The sequence below is a fragment of the Streptomyces sp. ST2-7A genome (assembly GCF_021390475.1).
GTDB lineage: Bacteria > Actinomycetota > Actinomycetes > Streptomycetales > Streptomycetaceae > Streptomyces.
Genome location: NZ_JAJUWS010000044.1, coordinates 16,052 through 35,762, shown reverse-complemented (window position 1 = coordinate 35,762; position 19,711 = coordinate 16,052). Strand labels below are relative to the sequence as shown.

General features: G+C 71.9%; 17 protein-coding genes. 5 read left to right on the top strand and 12 right to left on the bottom strand.

Features of this window, described 5'->3' with window-relative positions:
• Window position 1 precedes the first annotated feature (1 nt).
• Window positions 2-2,080: a transketolase gene (gene tkt / locus LZF96_RS21930; protein WP_233875715.1), complete on the bottom strand. Its 2,079-nt coding sequence runs from the start codon at window positions 2,078-2,080 to the stop codon at window positions 2-4.
• A 674-nt stretch (window positions 2,081-2,754) separates the two neighbouring features.
• Between tkt and LZF96_RS21925 the strand changes: the two genes are divergently transcribed.
• On the top strand, window positions 2,755-3,732 hold the full coding sequence (locus LZF96_RS21925) for a heme o synthase (protein ID WP_374203304.1): 978 nt from the start codon (window positions 2,755-2,757) through the stop codon (window positions 3,730-3,732).
• A gap of 111 nt (window positions 3,733-3,843) precedes the next feature.
• Entirely contained in the window at window positions 3,844-4,275 is a 432-nt protein-coding gene (locus LZF96_RS21920) for a hypothetical protein (RefSeq protein WP_308294261.1), read from the top strand.
• Window positions 4,276-4,507: 232 nt separating this feature from the next.
• Here the strand turns inward: LZF96_RS21920 and LZF96_RS21915 are convergent, their stop codons facing one another.
• From LZF96_RS21915 to LZF96_RS21905, 3 genes are all read right to left on the bottom strand, one after another.
• Window positions 4,508-5,590 carry a heme A synthase gene (locus LZF96_RS21915; protein WP_233875708.1) on the bottom strand — a complete coding sequence of 361 codons (1,083 nt, stop codon included), beginning with the start codon at window positions 5,588-5,590 and terminating at the stop codon, window positions 4,508-4,510.
• A gap of 156 nt (window positions 5,591-5,746) precedes the next feature.
• Entirely contained in the window at window positions 5,747-6,478 is a 732-nt protein-coding gene (locus LZF96_RS21910; RefSeq protein WP_233875750.1) for an ABC transporter permease, read from the bottom strand.
• Window positions 6,479-6,561: 83 nt separating this feature from the next.
• Window positions 6,562-7,485, bottom strand: coding sequence for an ABC transporter ATP-binding protein (locus LZF96_RS21905; RefSeq protein WP_233875706.1), 924 nt, complete (start codon window positions 7,483-7,485; stop codon window positions 6,562-6,564).
• A 17-nt stretch (window positions 7,486-7,502) separates the two neighbouring features.
• On the opposite strand from LZF96_RS21905, the gene LZF96_RS21900 reads away from it, so the two are divergent.
• The gene (locus tag LZF96_RS21900) at window positions 7,503-8,201 is read left to right on the top strand and encodes a hypothetical protein (protein ID WP_233875704.1); all 699 of its coding nucleotides are present in this window, start codon (window positions 7,503-7,505) and stop codon (window positions 8,199-8,201) included.
• A 241-nt stretch (window positions 8,202-8,442) separates the two neighbouring features.
• Here the strand turns inward: LZF96_RS21900 and LZF96_RS21895 are convergent, their stop codons facing one another.
• The 8 genes from LZF96_RS21895 to LZF96_RS21860 all read right to left on the bottom strand — a co-directional run bounded on the left by LZF96_RS21895 (window position 8,443) and on the right by LZF96_RS21860 (window position 17,314).
• Complete coding sequence (locus tag LZF96_RS21895; RefSeq protein ID WP_233875702.1) at window positions 8,443-9,756, bottom strand: Gfo/Idh/MocA family protein; 1,314 nt, start codon at window positions 9,754-9,756, stop codon at window positions 8,443-8,445.
• Window positions 9,757-9,819: 63 nt separating this feature from the next.
• Window positions 9,820-11,112, bottom strand: a complete 1,293-nt coding sequence (locus LZF96_RS21890) for an extracellular solute-binding protein (RefSeq protein ID WP_233875700.1) — start codon at window positions 11,110-11,112, stop codon at window positions 9,820-9,822.
• 56 nt (window positions 11,113-11,168) lie between these two features.
• Window positions 11,169-12,029 carry a carbohydrate ABC transporter permease gene (locus tag LZF96_RS21885; protein ID WP_233875697.1) on the bottom strand — a complete coding sequence of 287 codons (861 nt, stop codon included), beginning with the start codon at window positions 12,027-12,029 and terminating at the stop codon, window positions 11,169-11,171.
• A 58-nt stretch (window positions 12,030-12,087) separates the two neighbouring features.
• Window positions 12,088-13,056: a carbohydrate ABC transporter permease gene (locus LZF96_RS21880; protein ID WP_233875695.1), complete on the bottom strand. Its 969-nt coding sequence runs from the start codon at window positions 13,054-13,056 to the stop codon at window positions 12,088-12,090.
• The gene (locus tag LZF96_RS21875; RefSeq protein ID WP_233875693.1) at window positions 13,053-14,210 is read right to left on the bottom strand and encodes a Gfo/Idh/MocA family protein; all 1,158 of its coding nucleotides are present in this window, start codon (window positions 14,208-14,210) and stop codon (window positions 13,053-13,055) included. Before LZF96_RS21875 ends, LZF96_RS21880 begins: the two co-directional genes overlap by 4 nt.
• Entirely contained in the window at window positions 14,207-15,415 is a 1,209-nt protein-coding gene (locus tag LZF96_RS21870; protein WP_233875691.1) for a mandelate racemase/muconate lactonizing enzyme family protein, read from the bottom strand. Before LZF96_RS21870 ends, LZF96_RS21875 begins: the two co-directional genes overlap by 4 nt.
• Window positions 15,412-16,317 (bottom strand): 5-dehydro-4-deoxyglucarate dehydratase, encoded by a 906-nt coding sequence (locus tag LZF96_RS21865; RefSeq protein WP_233875689.1) that lies wholly within the window; start codon window positions 16,315-16,317, stop codon window positions 15,412-15,414. The genes LZF96_RS21870 and LZF96_RS21865 overlap by 4 nt, the downstream gene beginning before the upstream one ends.
• A gap of 76 nt (window positions 16,318-16,393) precedes the next feature.
• Window positions 16,394-17,314, bottom strand: coding sequence for an NAD(P)-dependent oxidoreductase (locus LZF96_RS21860; protein ID WP_233875687.1), 921 nt, complete (start codon window positions 17,312-17,314; stop codon window positions 16,394-16,396).
• A 119-nt stretch (window positions 17,315-17,433) separates the two neighbouring features.
• On the opposite strand from LZF96_RS21860, the gene LZF96_RS21855 reads away from it, so the two are divergent.
• Together LZF96_RS21855 and LZF96_RS21850 are read left to right on the top strand one after the other, a co-directional pair.
• On the top strand, window positions 17,434-18,492 hold the full coding sequence (locus LZF96_RS21855) for an aldose epimerase family protein (RefSeq protein WP_233875685.1): 1,059 nt from the start codon (window positions 17,434-17,436) through the stop codon (window positions 18,490-18,492).
• Window positions 18,483-19,478, top strand: coding sequence for a LacI family DNA-binding transcriptional regulator (locus LZF96_RS21850; protein WP_233875683.1), 996 nt, complete (start codon window positions 18,483-18,485; stop codon window positions 19,476-19,478). The genes LZF96_RS21855 and LZF96_RS21850 overlap by 10 nt, the downstream gene beginning before the upstream one ends.
• The last annotated feature ends 233 nt before the right edge of the window (window positions 19,479-19,711 follow it).

Here is a 19,711-nt window from a genome sequence, read left to right as displayed (position 1 = left end):
GTCAGCGCTCGGCGGCGGCCAGCGATTCCCGGGCCGCGGCCGCGACGGCCCCGGCGGTGATGCCGAACTCCTCGAACAGCTTGCGGTAGTCGGCGGAGGCGCCGAAGTGCTCCAGGGAGACCACCCGACCGGCGTCGCCGGTCCAGCGGTACCAGCTCATCCCGATGCCCGCCTCCACGGCGACCCGGGCGCGCACGCCGGGCGGCAGCACGCTGTCGCGGTACGCCTGCGTCTGCTCCTCGAACCACTCCGCGCAGGGCATCGAGACCACCCGGGTGGGAATGCCCCCGGCCTGCAGTTCCTCGCGGGCGGCCATCGCCAACTGCACCTCGGAACCGGTGCCGATGAGGATCACCCGGGGCTCGCCGCCCTCGGCCTCGGCGCGGATGTAACCACCCCGGGCGGTGTCCTCGTCCGCCTCGTACGTCGGCACGTTCTGGCGGGTGAGCGCCAGGCCGTGGGGGGCGGACCGCTCGCCGTGGCGGCGCAGGATCTCGCGCCAGGCGATGACGGTCTCGTTGGCGTCGGCCGGCCGCACGACGTTCAGGCCGGGGATGGCGCGCAGCGCCGCGAGGTGTTCGACCGGCTGGTGGGTGGGGCCGTCCTCGCCCAGACCGATGGAGTCGTGGGTCCACACGTACGTCACCGGCAGCTGCATCAGCGCGGCCAACCGCACCGCGGGGCGCATGTAGTCGGAGAAGACCAGGAAGGTGCCGCCGTACACCCGGGTGTTCCCGTGCAGGGCGATGCCGTTCATGGTCGAACCCATCGCGTGCTCGCGGATCCCGAAGTGCAGGGTCCGACCGTAGGGGTCGGCACCGGGCAGCGGGTTGCCCTCCGGAAGGAAGGAGGACGTGGCGTCGATGGTGGTGTTGTTGGAACCGGCGAGGTCGGCCGAGCCGCCCCACAGCTCCGGGATCACCGCGCCCAGGTCCTTCAGCACCTGGCCGGAGGCCTTGCGGGTGGCGACGTCCTTGCCCGGCTCGAAGGTGGGCAGGGCCTTCTCCCAGCCCTCGGGCAGCCGGCCGGCGCGGATCCGCTCCCACTCGGCGGCCCGCTCGGGCTCGGCCTCCCGCCAGGCGGCGAACCGCTCCTCCCACTCGGCGCGCAGCGCCCGGCCGCGCTCGCGGGCACCCCGGACGTGCTCCAGCACCTCGGGCTCCACGACGAAGTCCCGCTCGGGGTCGAAGCCCAGCACCCGCTTGGTGGCGGCCACCTCCTCGGCGCCCAGCGCGGAGCCGTGGGCGGCCTCGGTGTTCTGCGCGTTGGGGGCGGGCCAGGCGATGATCGAGCGCGCCGCGATGATCGAGGGACGGGAGGTCTCCGCCCGGGCGGCGACCATCGCCTCGTGCAGGGCGACGGGGTCGAGGTCGCCGCTCTCGGCCTGCGGCACCCGCTGCACGTGCCAGCCGTACGCCTCGAAGCGTCCGAGGACGTCCTCGCTGATGGCGGTCTCGGTGTCGCCCTCGATGGAGATGTGGTTGTCGTCCCACAGCAGGACCAGGTTGCCCAGCTTCTGGTGACCGGCGAGGGAGGCGGCCTCGGCGGAGACGCCCTCCTGGAGGTCGCCGTCACCGGCGAAGACCCAGATGGTGTGGTCGAAGGGGGACTCGCCGACCGCCGTGTCGGGGTCGAACAGGCCACGCTCGTAGCGGGAGGCCATCGCCATGCCCACGGCGTTGGCCACACCCTGCCCCAGCGGGCCGGTGGTGGTCTCCACGCCGACGGTGTGACCGTGCTCCGGGTGCCCCGGGGTCCTGCTGCCCCAGGTGCGGAAGGCCTTGAGGTCCTCGAGCTCCAGGCCGTAGCCGGTCATGTAGAGCTGGATGTAGAGGGTCAGACTGCTGTGGCCCACGGAGAGCACGAAGCGGTCGCGGCCCGCCCAGTCCGGGTCGGAGGGGTCGTGCCGCATCAGCTTCCGGAAGACGAGGTGGGCGGCCGGGGCCAGGCTCATCGCCGTCCCCGGGTGCCCGTTGCCGACCCGCTGCACGGAATCCATGGCCAGGACGCGGACGGTGTCCACGGCTCGCCGGTCCAGTTCTGTCCAGTCGAGTTCGCTGCTGTTCGATGTGGTGCTCACCCTGCTTCAGGGCTCCTCTCCGGATAGTGAGGCCGGGGCCGTGGCGTTCTCCCGAACTTTCGGGAGGCGGGGCCATCGGCGGGGTCGAGCCTACCCCCGGGGCCCGGGCCCGACCGCCTGTGTTCGTTCACCGGGACAAGAACTGGCGAGAACCCGGGTAACCCTTGCCGAGCTGGTGTTTTCCGGAGTTTTTCGTTGCTTTCCCGAACGCCTCGTCCGGTCGGTCCGGAGCCGGCCCGATCCCGGGGTTCCCGTCCGTCCCGATGGAGGCGGCGGGGCACGCCACCGTCCGTTCCCGCCGTGCCCGCCTCGCTCCTCGTCCACCACTTCTCCAGGGTGCCGCGCGTCACCCGTCCCCGCCTCCCGGCGCGCCGGGAGGCGGGGACGGGGCGCGACGGGGACGCCGGGGGCGGAGGCGCGGCACCCGGCCCGGAGCCGGAACAGCCGGGGTGGAAGCCGGAACGGCCGGGTTCGGAACGGTGCGGGCCGGGGATCGGGGGTGCGGAAATGGGGTGGGATCGACACGGCGGACCCCGGCGACAAGCGGGGTATCTCGGGCGTCTAGAGTGGCGTGGTACGCGCGGGCCGGTGGCCCGCCTCGCGCCGCCCCGGGGAGTCGAAGGCCCCGCCGGAAGAGCGCGAGTCGCCGATGTCGCACTTGATCAGGGGTGTCCGTGACGGCCGTCGAATCCCGACCCGTGGAGCAGCGCAGCGCGGGGCCCGGTCAACCGCCTCCGGCGGGTCCGGGGAATGCCCGGGCCGGTGCCGGCTTCGCCGATCGGGTCAAGGCGTTCGTCGCGCTCACCAAGCCCCGCATCATCGAACTGCTGCTCATCACCACGATCCCGGTGATGTTCCTCGCCGAACAGGGTGTGCCGAACCCGTGGCTGGTCCTGGCCACCTGCGTCGGCGGTTACCTCTCGGCGGGTGGGGCGAACGCCCTGAACATGTACCTGGACCGGGACATCGACGCGCTGATGTCCCGGACCGGGAACCGTCCGCTGGTCACCGGGATGGTGACCCCGGTGGAGTGCCTGGTCTTCGGGATCTCCCTGGCGGCCGTCTCCACCCTCTGGTTCGGGCTGCTGGTCAACTGGCTCTCGGCCGGTCTGGCGCTGGGCGCCCTCCTCTTCTACGTCGTGGTCTACACGATGATCCTCAAGCGGCGGACCTCGCAGAACATCGTCTGGGGCGGCATCGCCGGCTGTATGCCGGTGCTCATCGGCTGGTCCTCGGTGACCGGCTCGCTCTCCTGGGCGGCGGTCGTCCTCTTCCTGGTGATCTTCTTCTGGACCCCCCCGCACTACTGGCCGCTGTCGATGCGGGTCCGCGAGGACTACGCCCGGGTCGGGGTACCGATGCTCCCCGTCGTGGCGACCAACACCGTGGTGGCCCGGCAGATCGTGATCTACAGCTGGGTGATGGTGCTCGTCTCGCTGGCCCTGGTGCCCCTCGGCTACGCGGGTTGGTTCTACGCCACCGTGGCGATCCTGGCGGGCGCCTGGTGGTTGTGGGAGGCGCACGCCCTGCGCGCCCGCGCCCGGGCGGGGGTGACCGGCGCCAAGCTCAAGGAGATGCGGCTGTTCCACTGGTCGATCACCTACGTGTCGCTGCTCTTCCTGGCCGTGGCGATCGACCCCTTCGTGAGCTGAACCGGGCCGTTCGTTCCCCGGTCCGGCGGGCCGTCCTCCCGACGCGGGGGACGGCCCGCCGTCGTTCCCGGTACCTGGCGACCCCTGCTACCGGTCGGTAGCATGGTGGGCATGGCCGACACCCCCGAAACCGAGACCCCCGCCGGCACCCCGACCGGCGCCTCCGCCCCCGCCGCGGGCGACGCCGGAGGGAAGGCGACAGCCGATCGCGGGACCACCCGGCTCGCCGGGCGCATCCGGGCCTTCGCCGCCGAGCACGGCGGCTCCGCCGACGCCTCCATCGCCCACCTCGGCGTCAGCGGTTACCGCCTGGTGCTGGTGGGCGCCGACGGCGCCTGGGGCGACGTGGTGACCGACGAACGGGAGAGGGCGCTCGCCGCGGCGGCGCTCGCGGGTGTCACCGTTCACGAGGCGTTCGACGGTGAGATGGCGAGCCGGGTGCGCACCGGCCCCTACGAGTGGAGCCGCATGGCCGGCAGCCAGATCGGCGGCCCCGCCAACCCCTCCGCCGATACCCCCACCGGGACCTCCGGCACCCCTTGAGGACCCTCGCCTCCCCGGTCCGGGGTTGAGCGGGCCGTGTCACGGCGACCGGGTGCCGCGTTCCCGGTGCCCGGACCCCGCGGGGTTGTCCGAGGGGAGCGGGACGGACGCGCCGCGCACGCGAAGGGGCCCGGTGCTCCGCCCACCGATCGGTGGGCGGAGCACCGGGCCCCTTCGCGGGTATCGAATTCGCGGGGGTCGAACGATGTCCCCCGGCGCGGTGCCGGGGGCCTCAGACCCCGGCGGGCGCGCGGTCCCCGTCCCCGGCCGGGTTCGCGTCGCCCTTTTCGGCGCTCGCGCCGGCCGGTACGCGGATCTCCCCGGCGGTTCCCGTTCCCAGCGGGGTCGCGGGCGCGCGATCCCCGTCCGTCGGCCGCCCCGGCACCGGGCCGCGATCGCGCAGCGAGAGCACCAGACGGATCATCGCGACCCAGGTCAGGGCCGCCCCCAGCAGGTGGATGCCCACCAGCAGCTCGGGCTCGTCGAGGGCGTACTGCACATACCCCACGGCCCCCTGGGCCAGCAGCACGATCAGCAGATCCCGGGCCCGGGCCCGGGGGCCGGCCGGGGCGTCCATCAGCCGCATCCCCACGATCACCGCGATGGTGCCGAGGACCACGGCCCAGGCGAGGGCGGCGTGCAGACGGGTGATGACCTCCCAGTCGAAGGGCATCCGGGTGATCTCACCGGGGTCACCCGCGTGCCGACCGCTGCCGGTGACCGCGGTGCCCACCACGACGAGCGCGCCGCAGACGGCGGTGACCGCGTACACCACGCGGCGCACCGGCGGGCCGACCAGCGGATGGGGCGTCTCGTCGCCCTCCCGGGCACGCCGACGGGTGAGGGTGGTCAGCGTGATCAGCGCGGTGGCGAGCAGGAAGTGCGCGGCGACCGAGAAGGGGTTCAGGCCGGTGAGGACCGTCACCCCGCCCACGATGGCGTTGGCCAGCACCACGCCCACCTGGTACCAGCCCAGCCGGGTCACCGACCGCCGGCGGGGGTTCGCGCACCGGGAGGCGACGATCACCCACCCGATCGCGGCGGCCAGCACGTACGTCAGCAGCCGGTTGCCGAACTCGATGACCCCGTGGATGCCCATCTCCGGGGTGGTCATCAGACTGTCCCCGGTGCACTTGGGCCAGGTGTCGCAGCCCAGGCCGGAACCGGTCAGCCGCACGGCGCCGCCGGTCACCACGATGACCACGCTCATCACCAGGGCGGCGTTGGTCGCGAGGCGGAGGGTCCGGGGGCTCGGGGTCCACCGTCGGTCGAGGGCGGCGAGCGGGTTGCGCAGGGCGGTCAGCAGTTCACGCACCCGTTCATGGTGACACGGGCGAATCGGGCACCCGGCACGGGGTCCGCGGATGGGACGGAACCCACCCCGGGTGCCACGGGGCCGGGATCGCGGTCCCCGGCTCGGTATTCCTCGGACCGGTGCTCCGAGGATCCCGAACACGGCGGACCCGCCGGCTCACTCCCAGCGGAAGAAGCGCGCCGCCGCCGCGAGGGAGACCACCGCCCAGGTCGCCAGGATCGCCACCGGCCCGAGCGGCAGGGCCGCGCCGTCCGCCAACACGGCCCGCAGGCCGTCGGCGAGTGCGGCCGAGGGACCGAAGGCCAGCACCTCCGCCACCGGTGAGGGGAAGTTCTCCAGCGGGATCACCACCCCGCCGCCCACCAGCAGCAGGACGAAGACCAGGTTGGCGGCGGCCAGGGTGGCCTCCGCCCGCAGGGTGCCCGCCAGCAACAGCCCGGGGCCGGCGCAGGCGGCGGTGCCCAGCAGGATCAGCAGGGCGGCGGAGAGGGGGTTGCCGCGCGGTTCCCACCCCAGTGCCAGGGCGACCGAGCAGAGCAGCAGGACCTGCACCAGCAGGGTGGCCAGTACGGCGCCGGTCTTCGCGGTCATCAGTCCCGCGCGGGGCAACGGGGTGGAGCCCAGACGTTTGAGGACGCCGTAGCGCCGCTCGAAGCCGGTGGCGATGGCCTGACCGGTGAAGGCGGTGGAGAGGACGGCCAGCGCCAGCACGCCGGGGGTCAGGAACTCCAGTCGGCCGACCCGGTCGTCCCGGCCGGCGCCGAGGTCGATCAGGTCCAGACCGCTGAAGACGACCAGGATCAGGGTCGGGATCACCATGGTCAGCAGCAGTTGTTCACCGTGCCGCAGCAGCATCCGCGTCTCCAGCGCGGTCTGGGCGGCGATCATGCGCGGCAGGGGGGCGGCGCCGGGACGCGGGGTGAAGCCGCCGGGCCCCCCGGCGGGGTTCCCGGCGGTGGTGGGACGGTCGGTCACGGTCGCAGCTCCCTGCCGGTCAGATCGAGGAAGACATCCTCCAGGCTGTGCCGGCGGGTGGTGATCCGGTCGGCCAGCACGCCGTGCTGCGCGCACCAGGCGGTGACGGTGGCCAGCACCTGCGGGGTGATCCGCCCGGTGATCCGGTACCCGCCGGGGACCGGTTCGGCGGTCTCGCAGCCCTCGGGCAACGCGTCGGCCAGTGCCTTGAGGTCCAGGCCGGGGCGCCCGGAGAAGCGGAGGGTGTCGGAGCCGCCCCGGCACAGCTCCTCGGGGGTTCCCTCGGCGATCACCCGGCCGCCGTCGATGATGGCGACCCGGTCGGAGAGCTCCTCGGCCTCGTCGATGAGATGGGTGGTGAGCACGACGGTCACGCCGTCCCGGCGCAGCTCCCGGATCAGCTCCCGGGTGAGATGGCGTCCCCCGGGGTCCAGGCCGGCGGTGGGTTCGTCGAGGAAGACCAGTTCGGGCCGGCCCACCAGGGCCAAGGCCAGGGCCAGCCGCTGCTGCTGTCCGCCGGACAGTCGGCGGTAGGGGGTCCGGCCGCAGGAGTCCAGCCCCAGCCGTTCGCCGAGCGCGTCGGGATCCAACGGGTGTGCGTGCAGCCGGGCGACGTGCCGCAGCATCTCCATGGCCCGCACCCCGGGGTAGACACCGCCGTTCTGCAGCATCACGCCGACGCGGGGGCGCAGCGCGGGCCCGTCGGCCACCGGGTCCAGGCCCAGGACCCGGACGGTGCCGGCGTCCGGGACCCGGTATCCCTCACAGCTCTCCACGGTGGTGGTCTTGCCGGCGCCGTTGGGGCCGAGGACGGAGGTGACCGAGCCCCGGGGAACGGTCAGATCCAGACCATCGACGGCGATCCGCCGGCCGTAACGCTTCACCAGGCCGGTGATCTCGACCGCCGCGTCGTTGCTCATGCGGGGAGTGTACGGCGGTGGATCGACCGAGCCGGGAGGTGGGGTCCGGGCTCACCGGGGGAGCGGGAGGAGGCGCCGGAGGCGCGGACGGGAGGACTCCCGGCAGCCGATCGCCGTTCGACTTCGATGCTCCTCGGCGCACCGACAAGGACTACTACGACGGCCTGGTCGACGCGAAGCGCGGCGCGGAGTACGTCACGGTCTCGTGGAACCACTTCCACGACCACTGGAAGACCGTGCTGGTGGGGCACACCGACAACGCCTCCCCGGCGCCGGACCGGATCACCCACCACCACAATTACTTCCGGAACGTCAACAGCCGCGTCCCGCTCGTCCGGTACGCCGACCTCCACCTGCTCAACAACGTGATGGAGGACGTCACCGGTTCGGCGACCAACGCCCGCAACGGTGCCCGGGTCATGATCGAGGGCAACCACCACACCCGGGTCGGCGGCGGGAACAACGACCCCCACGCCAACCGGGTCGAGGGCCCGGTGGGCTGGTGGTACGGCAGCGGCGGGACCGGTCACCGGAACCCGCGGGACAACACCTTCGTGGACACCCCGCACGAGCACCTCTCCTCCACGACCGGCCGGACCCCGCCCTACGCCTACGAGGTGGACAGCCCCGGGGTCGCCCGGCACCGGCTCCTGGAGTACGCGGGCGTCGGCGAGGTGGACGTGACCCCGCGACCCCGTGACGCCGCGACCCCGTGACGCCGGGGAGAGCCGGACCCCATCGGATCGCCCCGGTGGTCACGGCGGGTGACACACGGACGGGCCCGACCCCCGCGGGGGTCGGGCCCGTCCCGTTCGGGGTCCGGCCCACCGGGAGAGCCGTCCGGCTGCAACCCTTTGCAGGTTTCCGCGTCCGTCCGGGTGGTGGTCGGAACGCGTCCGGGCCCCGACGGGTGGGTCGTCCCGTCGGGGCCCGGACGCGCGAAGGGCCGGGGAGCGGTCAGCTCCCGGCCGGCGGCACCAGCCGGGTGCCGGCGTCGGTGAGCACCACCGGCAGCCCGGTGCGGGCCGAGACGTTGCCCGCCGCCCCGATCAGCACGCTGCGGATGCCGTCGCGGTACCCCGCCTGGCGGGCCAGCGGGTCCTCGCCCGACCCCCGGAAGACGTCGTCCAACAGCAACCGGTCCCCGCCACCGTGCCCGCCGGCGCCCTGCTCGATGGGCACCTCCCCGGCCTCGCTCCAGTGCGGGTGCAGCACCAACTTCTCCCACGCCCCCGCCGCGTGCTCCTTGCTCGCCGCGCTCGGGTCGATCGCCGCGTGCGGCGGCGTCCAGGACCGCTCGCACACCTCCAACTCCAACCGCCCGGCGGTGCCGTTGAAGGAGACCCGGTACCCCTCCCACGGCGCGTGGGCGTTGAGCGAGTAGGTCAGCAGGGCGCGGTTGTCGTACCGCACCAGCATCGACATGTTGTCCTCGATGTCGATGTCGTCCGCGAAGACGTCCCGGTCCCGGACGTACCCGTCCTCGTGCTCGGCGTCCAGGTAGAGCCGCTTGAGCCGCTCGTCGGCGGAGATGTCGAGGATGAAGGGGTCGGAGCCGAGGCCCGGGCTGCCCTGGCCGCGCTCCGGGCGCTCGACCACACCTCGCGAACGCGCGTTCTCACCACCGTAGAAGCGCAGCTCCGACTGGGCGAAGACCAGTTCGGGGCGGGCGTCCAGCCACCAGTTCACCAGGTCGAAGTGATGGGTCGCCTTGTGGACGAACAGACCCCCGGAGGAGTCCTTCTCACGGTGCCAACGCCGGAAGTAGTCGGCGCCGTGGATGGTGTCCAGGACCCATTCGAAGTGCACCGAGGTGACCTCGCCGATCCGGCCCTCCGCGATCAACCGGCGGACGGCGGAGTTGCGAGGGGAGTAGCGGTAGTTGAAGGTCACGATGATCCGGCCGGTGCTGCGCTCGGCCGCCGCCGCGATGGCCTCGCAGCCGGCGGCGTCCACGGTCAACGGCTTCTCCACCACCACGTCGCGGCCGGCGTCCAGGGCGGCGCAGACGTAGTGGGCGTGGGTGGCGTCCACCGTGGTCACCACCACGGTGTCGGCGTCCTTGATCATCTCGTCGAAACCGTCCGGCCCGAAGGTCGGCACGCGATCGCGGCCGGCGGCGGCGATCCGGTCGTTGTAGTACTCCATCCGGGTCCGGTTGGTGTCGCACAGGGCGACGATCTCACCGGTGTCGCTCCAGTCCCCGAGCAGCGCGTCCACATACATCTGCGCGCGATGGCCGAGGCCGACGAAGGCGTAGCGGCGGTTCACGTGAGGTTCTCTCTTCCGGATCGGGTCGGACACGCGTGGTCGGTCCGGGGCGGCGGGTGGTGCTCAGCCGAGGGTGTTGTCGGCCTCGTTGAGGAAGGCGGAGGCGGCCTCCTCGGGCGTCATCCGCTCGAAGATGACCTCCTCGCCGTAACGCTGGAGCATGTCCGGGATCTCACCGGCGCCGGCCGGGTAGGCCCGCGGCGGGTCGGTCAGCTCACCCTCCATGCCGGAGATGAACTCCAGCGAGGCGATGTCGGTCTCCGGCATCTCGTCGCGGATCTCGTCCAGCACCGCGTCGTTCATCGGCAGACCGCGGTCGCTGCCCAGAATGCGGGCGACATCGGGGTCGTTGGCCAGGAAGTCGATCAGCTTGCCGGCGGCCTCCTGGTGGGAGCCGGACTCGGCGGCGGCCCAGAACATGGTGGGCTGCAGGAACATCCCACTGGTGTCGGAGCCGGCATCCTTCGGCATCCGCAGCACCTCCACCTCCTCGCCCGAGCCGCTGGTCATGGCGTTGAGCTGGTTGCTCCACCACATGCCCATCGCGCCGGTGTTGGTGGCGATGAGCGAGGTCTCCACGCCGGTGGAGCCGATCTCGCTGCTCCGGGCGGCGTCGGGGGATGCCTCGGCATCGATCAGGTCCAGGTGCGACTGGAACCAGTCGGCGAGGGTCTCCTCGGAGATGCCCATGGCGTCCTCCGTGTAGAAGTCCTCGCCGCGCTGGTTCGCGAACACCCGCAGGTAGGCGTCGTTGAAGTTGATCTGGGTGCCGTAGACGCCGCTGTCGGTGTTCTCGGTGATCTGCGTGCTCAGCTCGAGGTAGTCCTCCCAGGTCCAGGAGGTGTCGTCCGGCACCTCCAGGCCCGCGTCCTCCAGGATCGCCTTGTTCAACATGACGGCGAAGGTGTTGGCGCCGGTCGGGATGGCGTACTGGACGTCGTCCACGTTGCCCGAGGGCAGCAACTGGGTGTTCAGGTCCGAGGTGTCCACCAGGCCGCCGAGGTCCGCCAGGGAACCGCGCCGGGCGAACTCGCCCAGACGGCGGATCTCGATGGCGAAGACATCGGGGGCGTCGTTGGAGGCGACCTGGGTGGTCAGCTGGTCGTAGTAGGAGTCCCAGGCCGAGTACTCGCCCTGCACCTTGATGTCGGGGTTCTTCTCCTCGAAGAGGGCGATCGCCTCCTCGGTGATGCGGTGCCGGGAGTCGTCACCCCACCAGCTGAACCGGATGGTGACCTGACCGTCGCCGCCGTCCCCCGAGCCGGAACCGCTGTCGTCACCGGCACAGGCGGCGGAGAAGGTCAGTGCGCCGGTCACCAGCAGCACCGGCCAGATTCTCTTCTTGTGGTGGAACACGGAACTCTCCTTTGAATTCGGGTCGTGCTCGTGCAGTGTGGCCGATGGTCCGCGACTTACTTCAGGCCCGTGGTCGCGATACCGCGGACCAGGTACCTCTGTCCGGCGAGGAAGAATCCGAAGATCGGTCCCAGGGACAGCACCGAAATGGCGAACATGGGTCCCCAGGAGGATTCGCCACTCGAGTCGAGGAATGTGCGCAGCGCCACCGGGACGGTATGCACATCGGGGTTTGTCAGGAAGATCAACTGGCTCAGGAAGTCGTTCCAGGTCCAGATGAAGGTGAAGATGGCGGTGGTGGCCAGGGCGGGCATGGACAGCGGAATGATGATTCGGCTGAAGATGCGCCAGTGGCCGGCCCCGTCGATGAGTGCCGCCTCGTCGAGGTCCCTGGGAAGTGTACGGATGAACTGCACCATGAGGAAGATGAAGAACGCGTCCGTCGCCAGGAATTTCGGCACGATCAACGGATAGAACGTGTTGATCCAGCCCAACTCCGAGAACAGGATGTACTGCGGCACGATCACCACGTGCAGCGGCAGCATGATGGAGCCGAGCATCACGGCGAACCAGAAGCGCTTCAGCGGGAATTCCAGCCGGGCGAAGGCGTAGGCCGCCAGCGAACAGGCCAGGAGGTTCCCGATCACCGCCCCGGCGGTGACGATCGCCGAGTTCATGAAGTAGTGGCCGAACGGGTGCCGCAGGGCGTTCCAGCCGGCCCCGAAGTTCTCGAAGGTGATGCTGGTGGGGATGAGGCCCTGCTCGCGGAAGATCAGCTCCTCCGGCTTCAGCGCACTGGAGATCATCCACAGCAGCGGGTACAGCATCGCCAGGCCGAAGAGGATCAACCCGATGTGGGTGAGGAGCTTCTTGCCGCGCACGGCCAGCAGTGCGCGGGCCAGCGGGGTGTCGTTCATCGGAGCGGCGTGGGCGTCCGATCCGGACCGCTTTCCGGAGGCCGGCTTCGTACGGGTTTTATTTGTCATTGTAGAACACCCAATACTTGGACATCAGGAAGTTCACGGCGGTCAGGGAAGCGATGATGAGCACCAGGACCCACGCCATCGCGGAGGCGTATCCCATCTGCCAGGCGTTGAATCCGCGCTCGTACACGTACATCGTGTAGAAGAGTGTCGAGTCCGCCGGGCTTCCGTTTCCACCACTGACCACATACGCCTGGGTGAAGGACTGGAAGGCGTTGATCAGCTGGAGGATCAGGTTGAAGAAGATGATGGGAGTCAGCAGGGGAAGCGTAATGGAGAAGAACTGTCGAACCCTCCCCGCGCCGTCGATCGAGGCCGCTTCGTAATAACTTCCCGGAATCTGCCGGAGGCCGGCCAGGAAGATGACCATCGGTGAGCCGAAGGTCCAGACATTCAGCACGATCAGGGTGCCCAGAGCGGTGTCGGGATTCGACACCCAGCTCGTTCCCTGGATTCCGAAGAAACCGAGGAAGTCGTTGACCAGACCGTCCGCGCCGAACACCTTCCGCCACAGGATGGCGATGGCCACGCTGCTGCCCAGCAGCGAGGGCAGGTAGTAGATCGACCGGTAGATCGGCAGTCCCCGGACACCCCGGTCCAGGATCAGCGCCAGCGCCAGGGCGAAGGTCAACTGCAGCGGCACCGAGACGAACACGTAGATCGCCGTGTTGGTCAGGGCCTTGACGAACCGCGGGTCGTCGAACATCCGCGTGTAGTTGTCCAGGCCCACCCACTCGTGGTCGCCCAGCAGGCTGTAGTCCGTGAAGGACAGGTACAGCGACGCCAGCAGCGGGCCCGCGGTGATCGCGATCAGGCCCACGAACCACGGGGCCAGGAAGGCCAACGCGGTCAGCGCCTCCCTGCGCCGCTTGAGCCGGCTCTGCCGCATGTGCTCGGGATCGGGCAGGACGGGAAGGGGTTGTGGCAACGCCTGTTTCGGCGGCACCTGTACGGCGGTCATGCGGGCCTCCCGATGAGTCCGGGGAAGTGCGGCAGCTCGGAGAAGAGCGCGCACTCCCCGGCCGCGGTGGTGACGAGTTCGGTGATCCCGGGCACCACCCGGCGACGGGCGCCGTTCTCACCCGGCAGGTCGTCCGCGGGGAGGGTGGTGGGATCGGGTGCGGTGCGGACGGCCTCCAGGACACGCGTGAAGGAGCGGGTCGCGGAGAGCGGTACCGTCAGCGGGGGCCGGTCGGCGGAATCCGGCGCGGCCAGGTGGTCGACGAGGGTGCGCAGCAGCACCTCGCGGCCGTGCGTGGTGGTCACGGCCGGCTCGCCGTCGCGTTCCAACGTGACCTCGTCCAGGGTGTAGCGCAGCACGATGCGGCCCCGCTCGCCGTGGACGGTGATCTCCGGTGGACGCTGCTCGGGCGCGGCCAGGGTGACCGCCACCACGAGCGGGGCGCCCGCCGTGGTCCCGCCGGCGGTGCGCACCCGTAGGCAGGAGGTGTCGTCGGCCTCGATGTCGAAGGCCCGGTACAGCTCGGTCTCGATCGAGGTGATCTCCCCACCGTCCAGCGCCAGCACGGTGGCCACCGCGTGGGCGAAGGGATTGGTGAGGGCACCGTCCACGACATCCACACCGTCCAGGGTGCGGCGGCCGGCCCAGGCGGCCCGCCCGTAGTAGGCGGTGTCCCGGGACCAGGCGCCGGCGCAGCCGATGCCGCGGATCGCCCCGATCGCCCCGTCGGCGATCAGTTCGCGCACCGCGCGCGGCGCCCCCGAGCCCAGCGACTGGAAGCCCACCTGGACCACCCGGTCGTACTCGGCGCAGGCGGCCGTGATCCGGTCGAACTCCGCCAGCGAGGAGGCCGGCGGCTTCTCCAACTGCACGTGGGCCCCGGCGGCCATCGCGCGGACGGCCAGGTCGGCGTGGGTGTGCAGGGGGGTGGCGACCACGGCGATGTCCGCGCCGGTGTCGGCCACCAGTGCCCCGAGGTCCGCCGAGTGCTCCGGCTCGCCGAGGCCGGCCGTCTGCTCGGGCGTCGCGGGACGCAGGTCGCAGACCCCGACCAGTTCGGCGGCGCCCTCGGCGGTCAGCTCCCGCAGGACCGGGAGATAGGTGCGGCCGTACCCGTGGATCCCAGCCACCACCACCCGCAGCGGTTCGCTCATCGGACACCCCCGGTGCGCGGCTCCGGGTCGTCCGCGACCACGGTCAGGCCGGTGGTGTCGAAGTCCATCCCGAGCCCCGGGGCACCGGTCAGCCTCAGCGACGGCCCCTCGATCCTCACCGGAAACGGCTCGCGCAGCAGGCCGAGGGCGGCGAAGGACGCCTCCTCGACCTCCTCCACCATCGAGGGGGAGGGCAGCGCGCAGGCCAACTGGCCCGAGATGTCCGGCAGCAGGTGCGGGTAGACGGGTACGTCGTGCACCCGGGCCAGTTCGACGATCCGGCGGAAGGGGGTGATGCCGCCGACCCGGGCGAGGTTGGGCTGCACCACGTCGCAGGCGCCGGCGGCCAACCAGTCCCGGAAGCCGTGCACGGTGCGGATGTTCTCACCGACCGCCAACGGGACGCCGCACTCCTCGCGCAGCCGCAGGTGGCCGGTGAGGTCGTCGGCCGGCAGCGGCTCCTCGATCCAGTGCGGGTCCAGGTCGGCCAGCGCCCGCAACGCCCGCCGGGCGCGGAAGAGGTCCCAGCGCTGGTTGGCGTCGATCATCAGCCGCACGTCGGGGCCGACGACCTCGCGCACCGCCGCCACCCGCTCGACGTCGCGGGCCGGGTCGAGGTGGCCCACCTTGATCTTCACGGCCGGGTACCCGGCCGCGGCCCAGCGCCGGGCCTGGGCGACCAGTTCCCCCAGCGGGTAGTGCAGGTTCACGCCACTGCCGTAGACCGGCACGGAGTCCCGGCGCCGTCCCAGCTCGTCGGCGAGACAGTGGCCGGCCGCGCGGGACCGCAGATCCCACAGGGCGGTGTCCACCGCGGCCATCGCCAGCGTGGGGATGCCACCGCCCCCGGCCTCGTGCAGGTGCGCCCACAGCGCGTCCCACACCGTCTCGGGGTGGGCGGGCAGCCCGATCAGGGCGTCGCGCACGTCACCGGTGAGCAGCGCGTGCACGGCGGTGGCGCCGATCTGCGGGGTCCAGGTGAAGCCGGTGCCGGTGCGACCGTCGGCCAGGGTCACCTCGGCGAGGATCACGTGGTTGGCCGGCACGTCCGGCCCCCAGGGCCGGGGCAGGTCCACGCGGAAGGCGCGGGCCCGCAGGCCGGTCATCGGCGGGGGCCCGGTCGGGGAGGCCGGGGGAGAGGGGGTGATGCCGCCGAAACCGGTCACCCCCGTCTCCCGGACGGACGGGGCGGAGGGGGCGGTCACGACGCGGTCCCCACCAGGGCCAGTCCGGCGTCGATGATCCGGGACAGCTCGGCCAGGTGCTCCGGGGCGAGGTCGGTCAGCGGCGGGCGCACCGCTCCGGGGTTGTGCCCGCGCAGCCGCAGCCCGGCCTTCACCATCGACACCGCGTAGCCGGGGACGGTGCTGCGCAGCTCCACCAGCGGGGCGTAGAACTCCGTCAGCAGTCGCCCGACCAGCTCCGGGTCCTCGTCCAGCGCGCGGTTGAAGGCGGCGGCGACCTCGGGAACGAAGGCGAAGGCGGCCGAGGAGTAGAGGTCCACGCCGATCGCCCGGTAGGCGGGCTGGGTCAGCTCGGCGTTGGGCAGGCCGTTGAAGAAGGTGAAGTCCTCGCCGATCGCGGCGCGCACCGCCAGCACGATGCGCTGGATGCGGTCGATGTCGCCCAGCCCGTCCTTCAGACCCACCACGCCCGGGATCCGCGCCAGCTCGACGGCCTCGGCGGGGGAGAGGACCAGCGGTCCGCGCTGGTAGAGGATGACCGGCAGCCCCACCGAGGCGACGGCGGCGACGTACGCGTGCAGCCCTTCGGGGGGACCCTGCGTCAGCCACGGCGGGAGCAGCAGCAGGCCGTCCGCGCCGGCGTCGGCGGCGGCCCGGGCGTGGTCCAGCGCGGTGCCGAGCGGGCCGCCGGCTCCGGCGAACACCGGCACCCGGCCGGCGGTCTCGCGGACGGCGGTGCGCACCACCAGGGCCTGCTCGTCGCGGGAGAGCGAGGTCAGCTCACCGGTGCCGCAGGCGGCGAAGACGCCGCCGGTGCCGTGTTCCACACCGTCGACCACGTGACGGGCGAGGGCATCGGTGTCCACCTCCCCACTGCTGTCGAAGGGGGTGACCGGGAAGAAGAGGACTCCCGTGAGTTTCATCGGATTCCCATCAAGATCGTGCCGGGGGGTTGTGGCGGGTCGGCGCCCCGTTTCGGTGGGGCGCGGGGACCGGGGCTCAGGCGGTCCGGTCGGCCGGTTCCGTGACCGGCTCGGTGACCAGTTCGGTGCGCCAACTGCGGGTCGCCCTCCAGCCCAGGAGGCGCTCGGCCTTGGCGCTGGAGAAGGCGGGCTCGGTGCCGGTCAGGGCCGCGGCGGCCTCCGTCGTTCCGGGGTGGAAGCGCGGCAGCAGCTCGGCGAGGGGTTCGCGGGCCAGCGCGTCGGCCGCGCCGGCGAAGAAGACCTCCCCGTTGGGGATCGAGGGAAGCGCCTCCATGAGGCGTTCGACCAGGTCGGAGCCGTCCCGGGCGTCCAGGTAGTTGAACAGCGAGGCGGCGGAGAGCCCGGGGTCGTCCAACCGCTCGGTGAGGGTGTGGCCGGTCTGGGTCGGGGCGCCGGCCCACTCCTCGGGGGCGATCACGAAGCAGGGCCGGATCGCCGCGAAGCGGGTGGCGTCCCCGGCGGCGAGCGCGAAGGAGGCCATGGTCTGCTCGGCGGCGAGCTTGGAGAGGCTGTAGGCGTTCCACGGTCGGGCGGGGTGGGCCTCGTCCAGGGGGAGGTACGCGGGGGACCAGCCGCCCGGGGCGCCGTATCCGATCACGGTGGGGCTGCTGGCGACGATGACGCGCGGGACTCCCAGTCGGACCGCCGCCTGGCATACATTGAAGGCTGCGGAGGTGTTCACCCGGTAGGTCAGGGCGTCGGTGCGGCCGAAGGGCGTGGCGATGGCGGCCAGGTGGACGATCGCCTCCGGTCGGTACCGGGCGACCACCTCGAAGGCCTCGCCGGTGTCGGTGACGTCCGCGGGGAGCACCGCGGCGCACGGTCCCCGGGAGCCCGGCGTCAGGTCCACCCCGATGACCTCGTGGCCACGGGACGCCAGCGCGGAGACCACGCTGCGTCCGAATCGCCCGGCACTGCCGGTCACGAGCACCTTCATTGGTCCCGGTTCTCCCATCGACATAACAAGCGGTTGCAGAACCGTGGCGTAACAGGAGAGAAACGTCAAGACTTCCTGCAGGTATTCTTTACAACCGTTTGCAGGTTACTGTGACTCGCGTGAGAGACGACTTCGGCCGTACCCCCGACGGCACCCCGGTCCGACGACACACCCTGCGGGCCCACGGCATCACCGCCGCGGTGCTCACCTACGGCTGTGTCATCCAGTCGCTGCGCGTCCCCGACGCCCGCGGGGACGAGGGCGGCGTCGTCATCGGCCTGGACTCCATGGAGGACTACGTCGCGCGCAGCCGGTACTTCGGCGCCGTCGTGGGCCGGTACGGCAACCGCATCGCCCGGGCCCGCTTCACCCTGGACGGCCACGAGTACAAGCTGCCCCGCAACCACGGGCGCAACGGCCTGCACGGCGGCCCGCAGGGCTTCGACAAGCGGGTCTGGGAGGCGGTCGAGGTCGACGAGTCGCGCCTCGTGCTGGAACGCGTGAGCCCGGCCGGCGAGATGGGCTACCCCGGCGAGCTGCGGGCCCGGGTGACCTACACGCTGGCCCCCGGCCCCGACGGCGGCGAACTGCGTATCGACTACCACGCGGTGACCGACGCGCCGACCCACGTCAACCTCACCAACCACAGCTACTTCAACCTCGCCGGCGGCGGCACCGTGGACGACCACGTGCTCACCCTGGACGCCGACCGGTTCCTGCCGGTGGACGAGGAGTTCATCCCCGAGGGGAAGCCCGAGCCGGTGGCCGGCACCCCCTTCGACTTCACCGCGCCGCACCGGATCGGCGGGCGCATCGCCGACGACCACCCGCAGTTGAAGGTCGCCGGCGGCTACGATCACTGCTACGTCTTCCGCGCCCCCGCCCGCGACGACGTACCGGTACCGGTGGCCCGGGTCACGGAACCGACCTCCGGCCGTATCATGCTGGTCTCGACCACCGAGCCCGGAATGCAGTTCTACTCGGGGAACATGCTGGCCGACGCCGAGTACGGCAGGGGTAGCGGGCTGTGCCTGGAGACCCAGCACTTCCCCGACTCGCCCAACCGGCCGGACTTCCCCTCCACCGTGCTGCGCCCGGGCGAGGAGTACACATCGACCACGGTCTACCGTTTCGCGGCGGGGGGACCGACGGGGGAGGCGGCACCACAGTGGCCGTAACGATTCGTGATGTCGCGCGGGCCACGGGGGTGCACGTCTCCACCGTCTCGCGCACCTTCTCCGCCCCCAACCTGGTCAGTGGCCCCACCCGGGAACGGGTGATGGCCATCGCCGCCGAGTTGGGGTACCGCCCCAACCAGGCGGCCCGCGCGCTGACCACCGGACGCACGCACAACCTCGGGTTGATCGTCTCCGACATCGCCAACCCCTTCTTCCCTCCCCTCATCAAGGCGGCCCAGGCGTACGCCCGGGAACGGGAGTACCACGTCTTCGTCGCCGACACCGACGAGGACCCCCAGGCGGAGGAGGAGTTGATCCGCACCCTCGCCAAACAGGTGGACGGCGTGGTGCTGGTCGCACCCCGACTGACCAACCAGGCCATCGAACGGCTGGGCCTGGAGTTGCCCTTCGTCGTGGTCAACCGGCGGGTCAAGGGGTTGTCGGCGGTGCTGATGGACATCGGCCACGGCACCGAGTTGGCGGTCGACCACCTCGCCGGCCTCGGCCACCGCCGGCTCGGCCTCCTCGGCGGTCCGCGCGGGTCCTGGAGCAGTGAGCAGATGAAGCGTGCCGCGGCGGTGGCCGCCGAACGCGCCGAGCTCGGCCTGACCGTCATCGGGCCGAACGCGCCCACCGAGCGCGGCGGCATCGCCGCGGCGTCGGCGGTCCGCGACAGCGGTGTGACGGCGGTGATCGCCTACAACGACCTGGTGGCCATCGGGCTCATCGAGGGACTGGGGGAGTTGGGCCTGGAGGTGCCGGCGGACATGAGCGTCGTCGGTGTCGACGACACGGTGGCCGGTCGGCTCAACCGTCCCAAGCTCACCACCATCGTCATGCCCACCCCGGCGGCCGGTCGCACCGCCGTCGACCTGCTGCTCCAGGCCGTGTACGAGGACGGCCGGACGGCCGCGCAGGCCACCCTGGCCACCGATCTGGTGGTGCGCGAGTCCACCGCCGCGGCGCCCGGGGCGGCCGGGGCCTGATCCGGCCCCGGCCGGGGCCGGGCTCCCGCGCCCCGGCGGAAGCGTGCCGCGCCCCGCCGTCCCTCCCCGCCCCGTCGGCACCGGCGTCCGGCACCGGCGTACGGCGTCGCCGGGCGGACGGCACCGGGGGCACGGTTCTCCCGGTCGGCGGTCCCCGCGCCCGGCCCCACCGGCCCGCGCCGAACCCGCGTCGGTGCCGGAGCCGTCCCGGAGTCGGTTGCGGCCCTCTCCGC

Coding starts and splice junctions, on each gene's coding strand:
- LZF96_RS21875 (WP_233875693.1), bottom strand. CDS start 14,210: ATGAGCGAACCGCTGCGGGTGGTGGTGGCTGGGATCCACGGGTACGGC.
- LZF96_RS21905 (WP_233875706.1), bottom strand. CDS start 7,485: ATGAGCAACGACGCGGCGGTCGAGATCACCGGCCTGGTGAAGCGTTAC.
- LZF96_RS21910 (WP_233875750.1), bottom strand. CDS start 6,478: ATGATCGCCGCCCAGACCGCGCTGGAGACGCGGATGCTGCTGCGGCAC.
- LZF96_RS21880 (WP_233875695.1), bottom strand. CDS start 13,056: ATGACCGCCGTACAGGTGCCGCCGAAACAGGCGTTGCCACAACCCCTT.
- LZF96_RS21865 (WP_233875689.1), bottom strand. CDS start 16,317: ATGAAACTCACGGGAGTCCTCTTCTTCCCGGTCACCCCCTTCGACAGC.
- LZF96_RS21920 (WP_308294261.1), top strand. CDS start 3,844: ATGGCCGACACCCCCGAAACCGAGACCCCCGCCGGCACCCCGACCGGC.
- LZF96_RS21885 (WP_233875697.1), bottom strand. CDS start 12,029: ATGAACGACACCCCGCTGGCCCGCGCACTGCTGGCCGTGCGCGGCAAG.
- LZF96_RS21860 (WP_233875687.1), bottom strand. CDS start 17,314: ATGAAGGTGCTCGTGACCGGCAGTGCCGGGCGATTCGGACGCAGCGTG.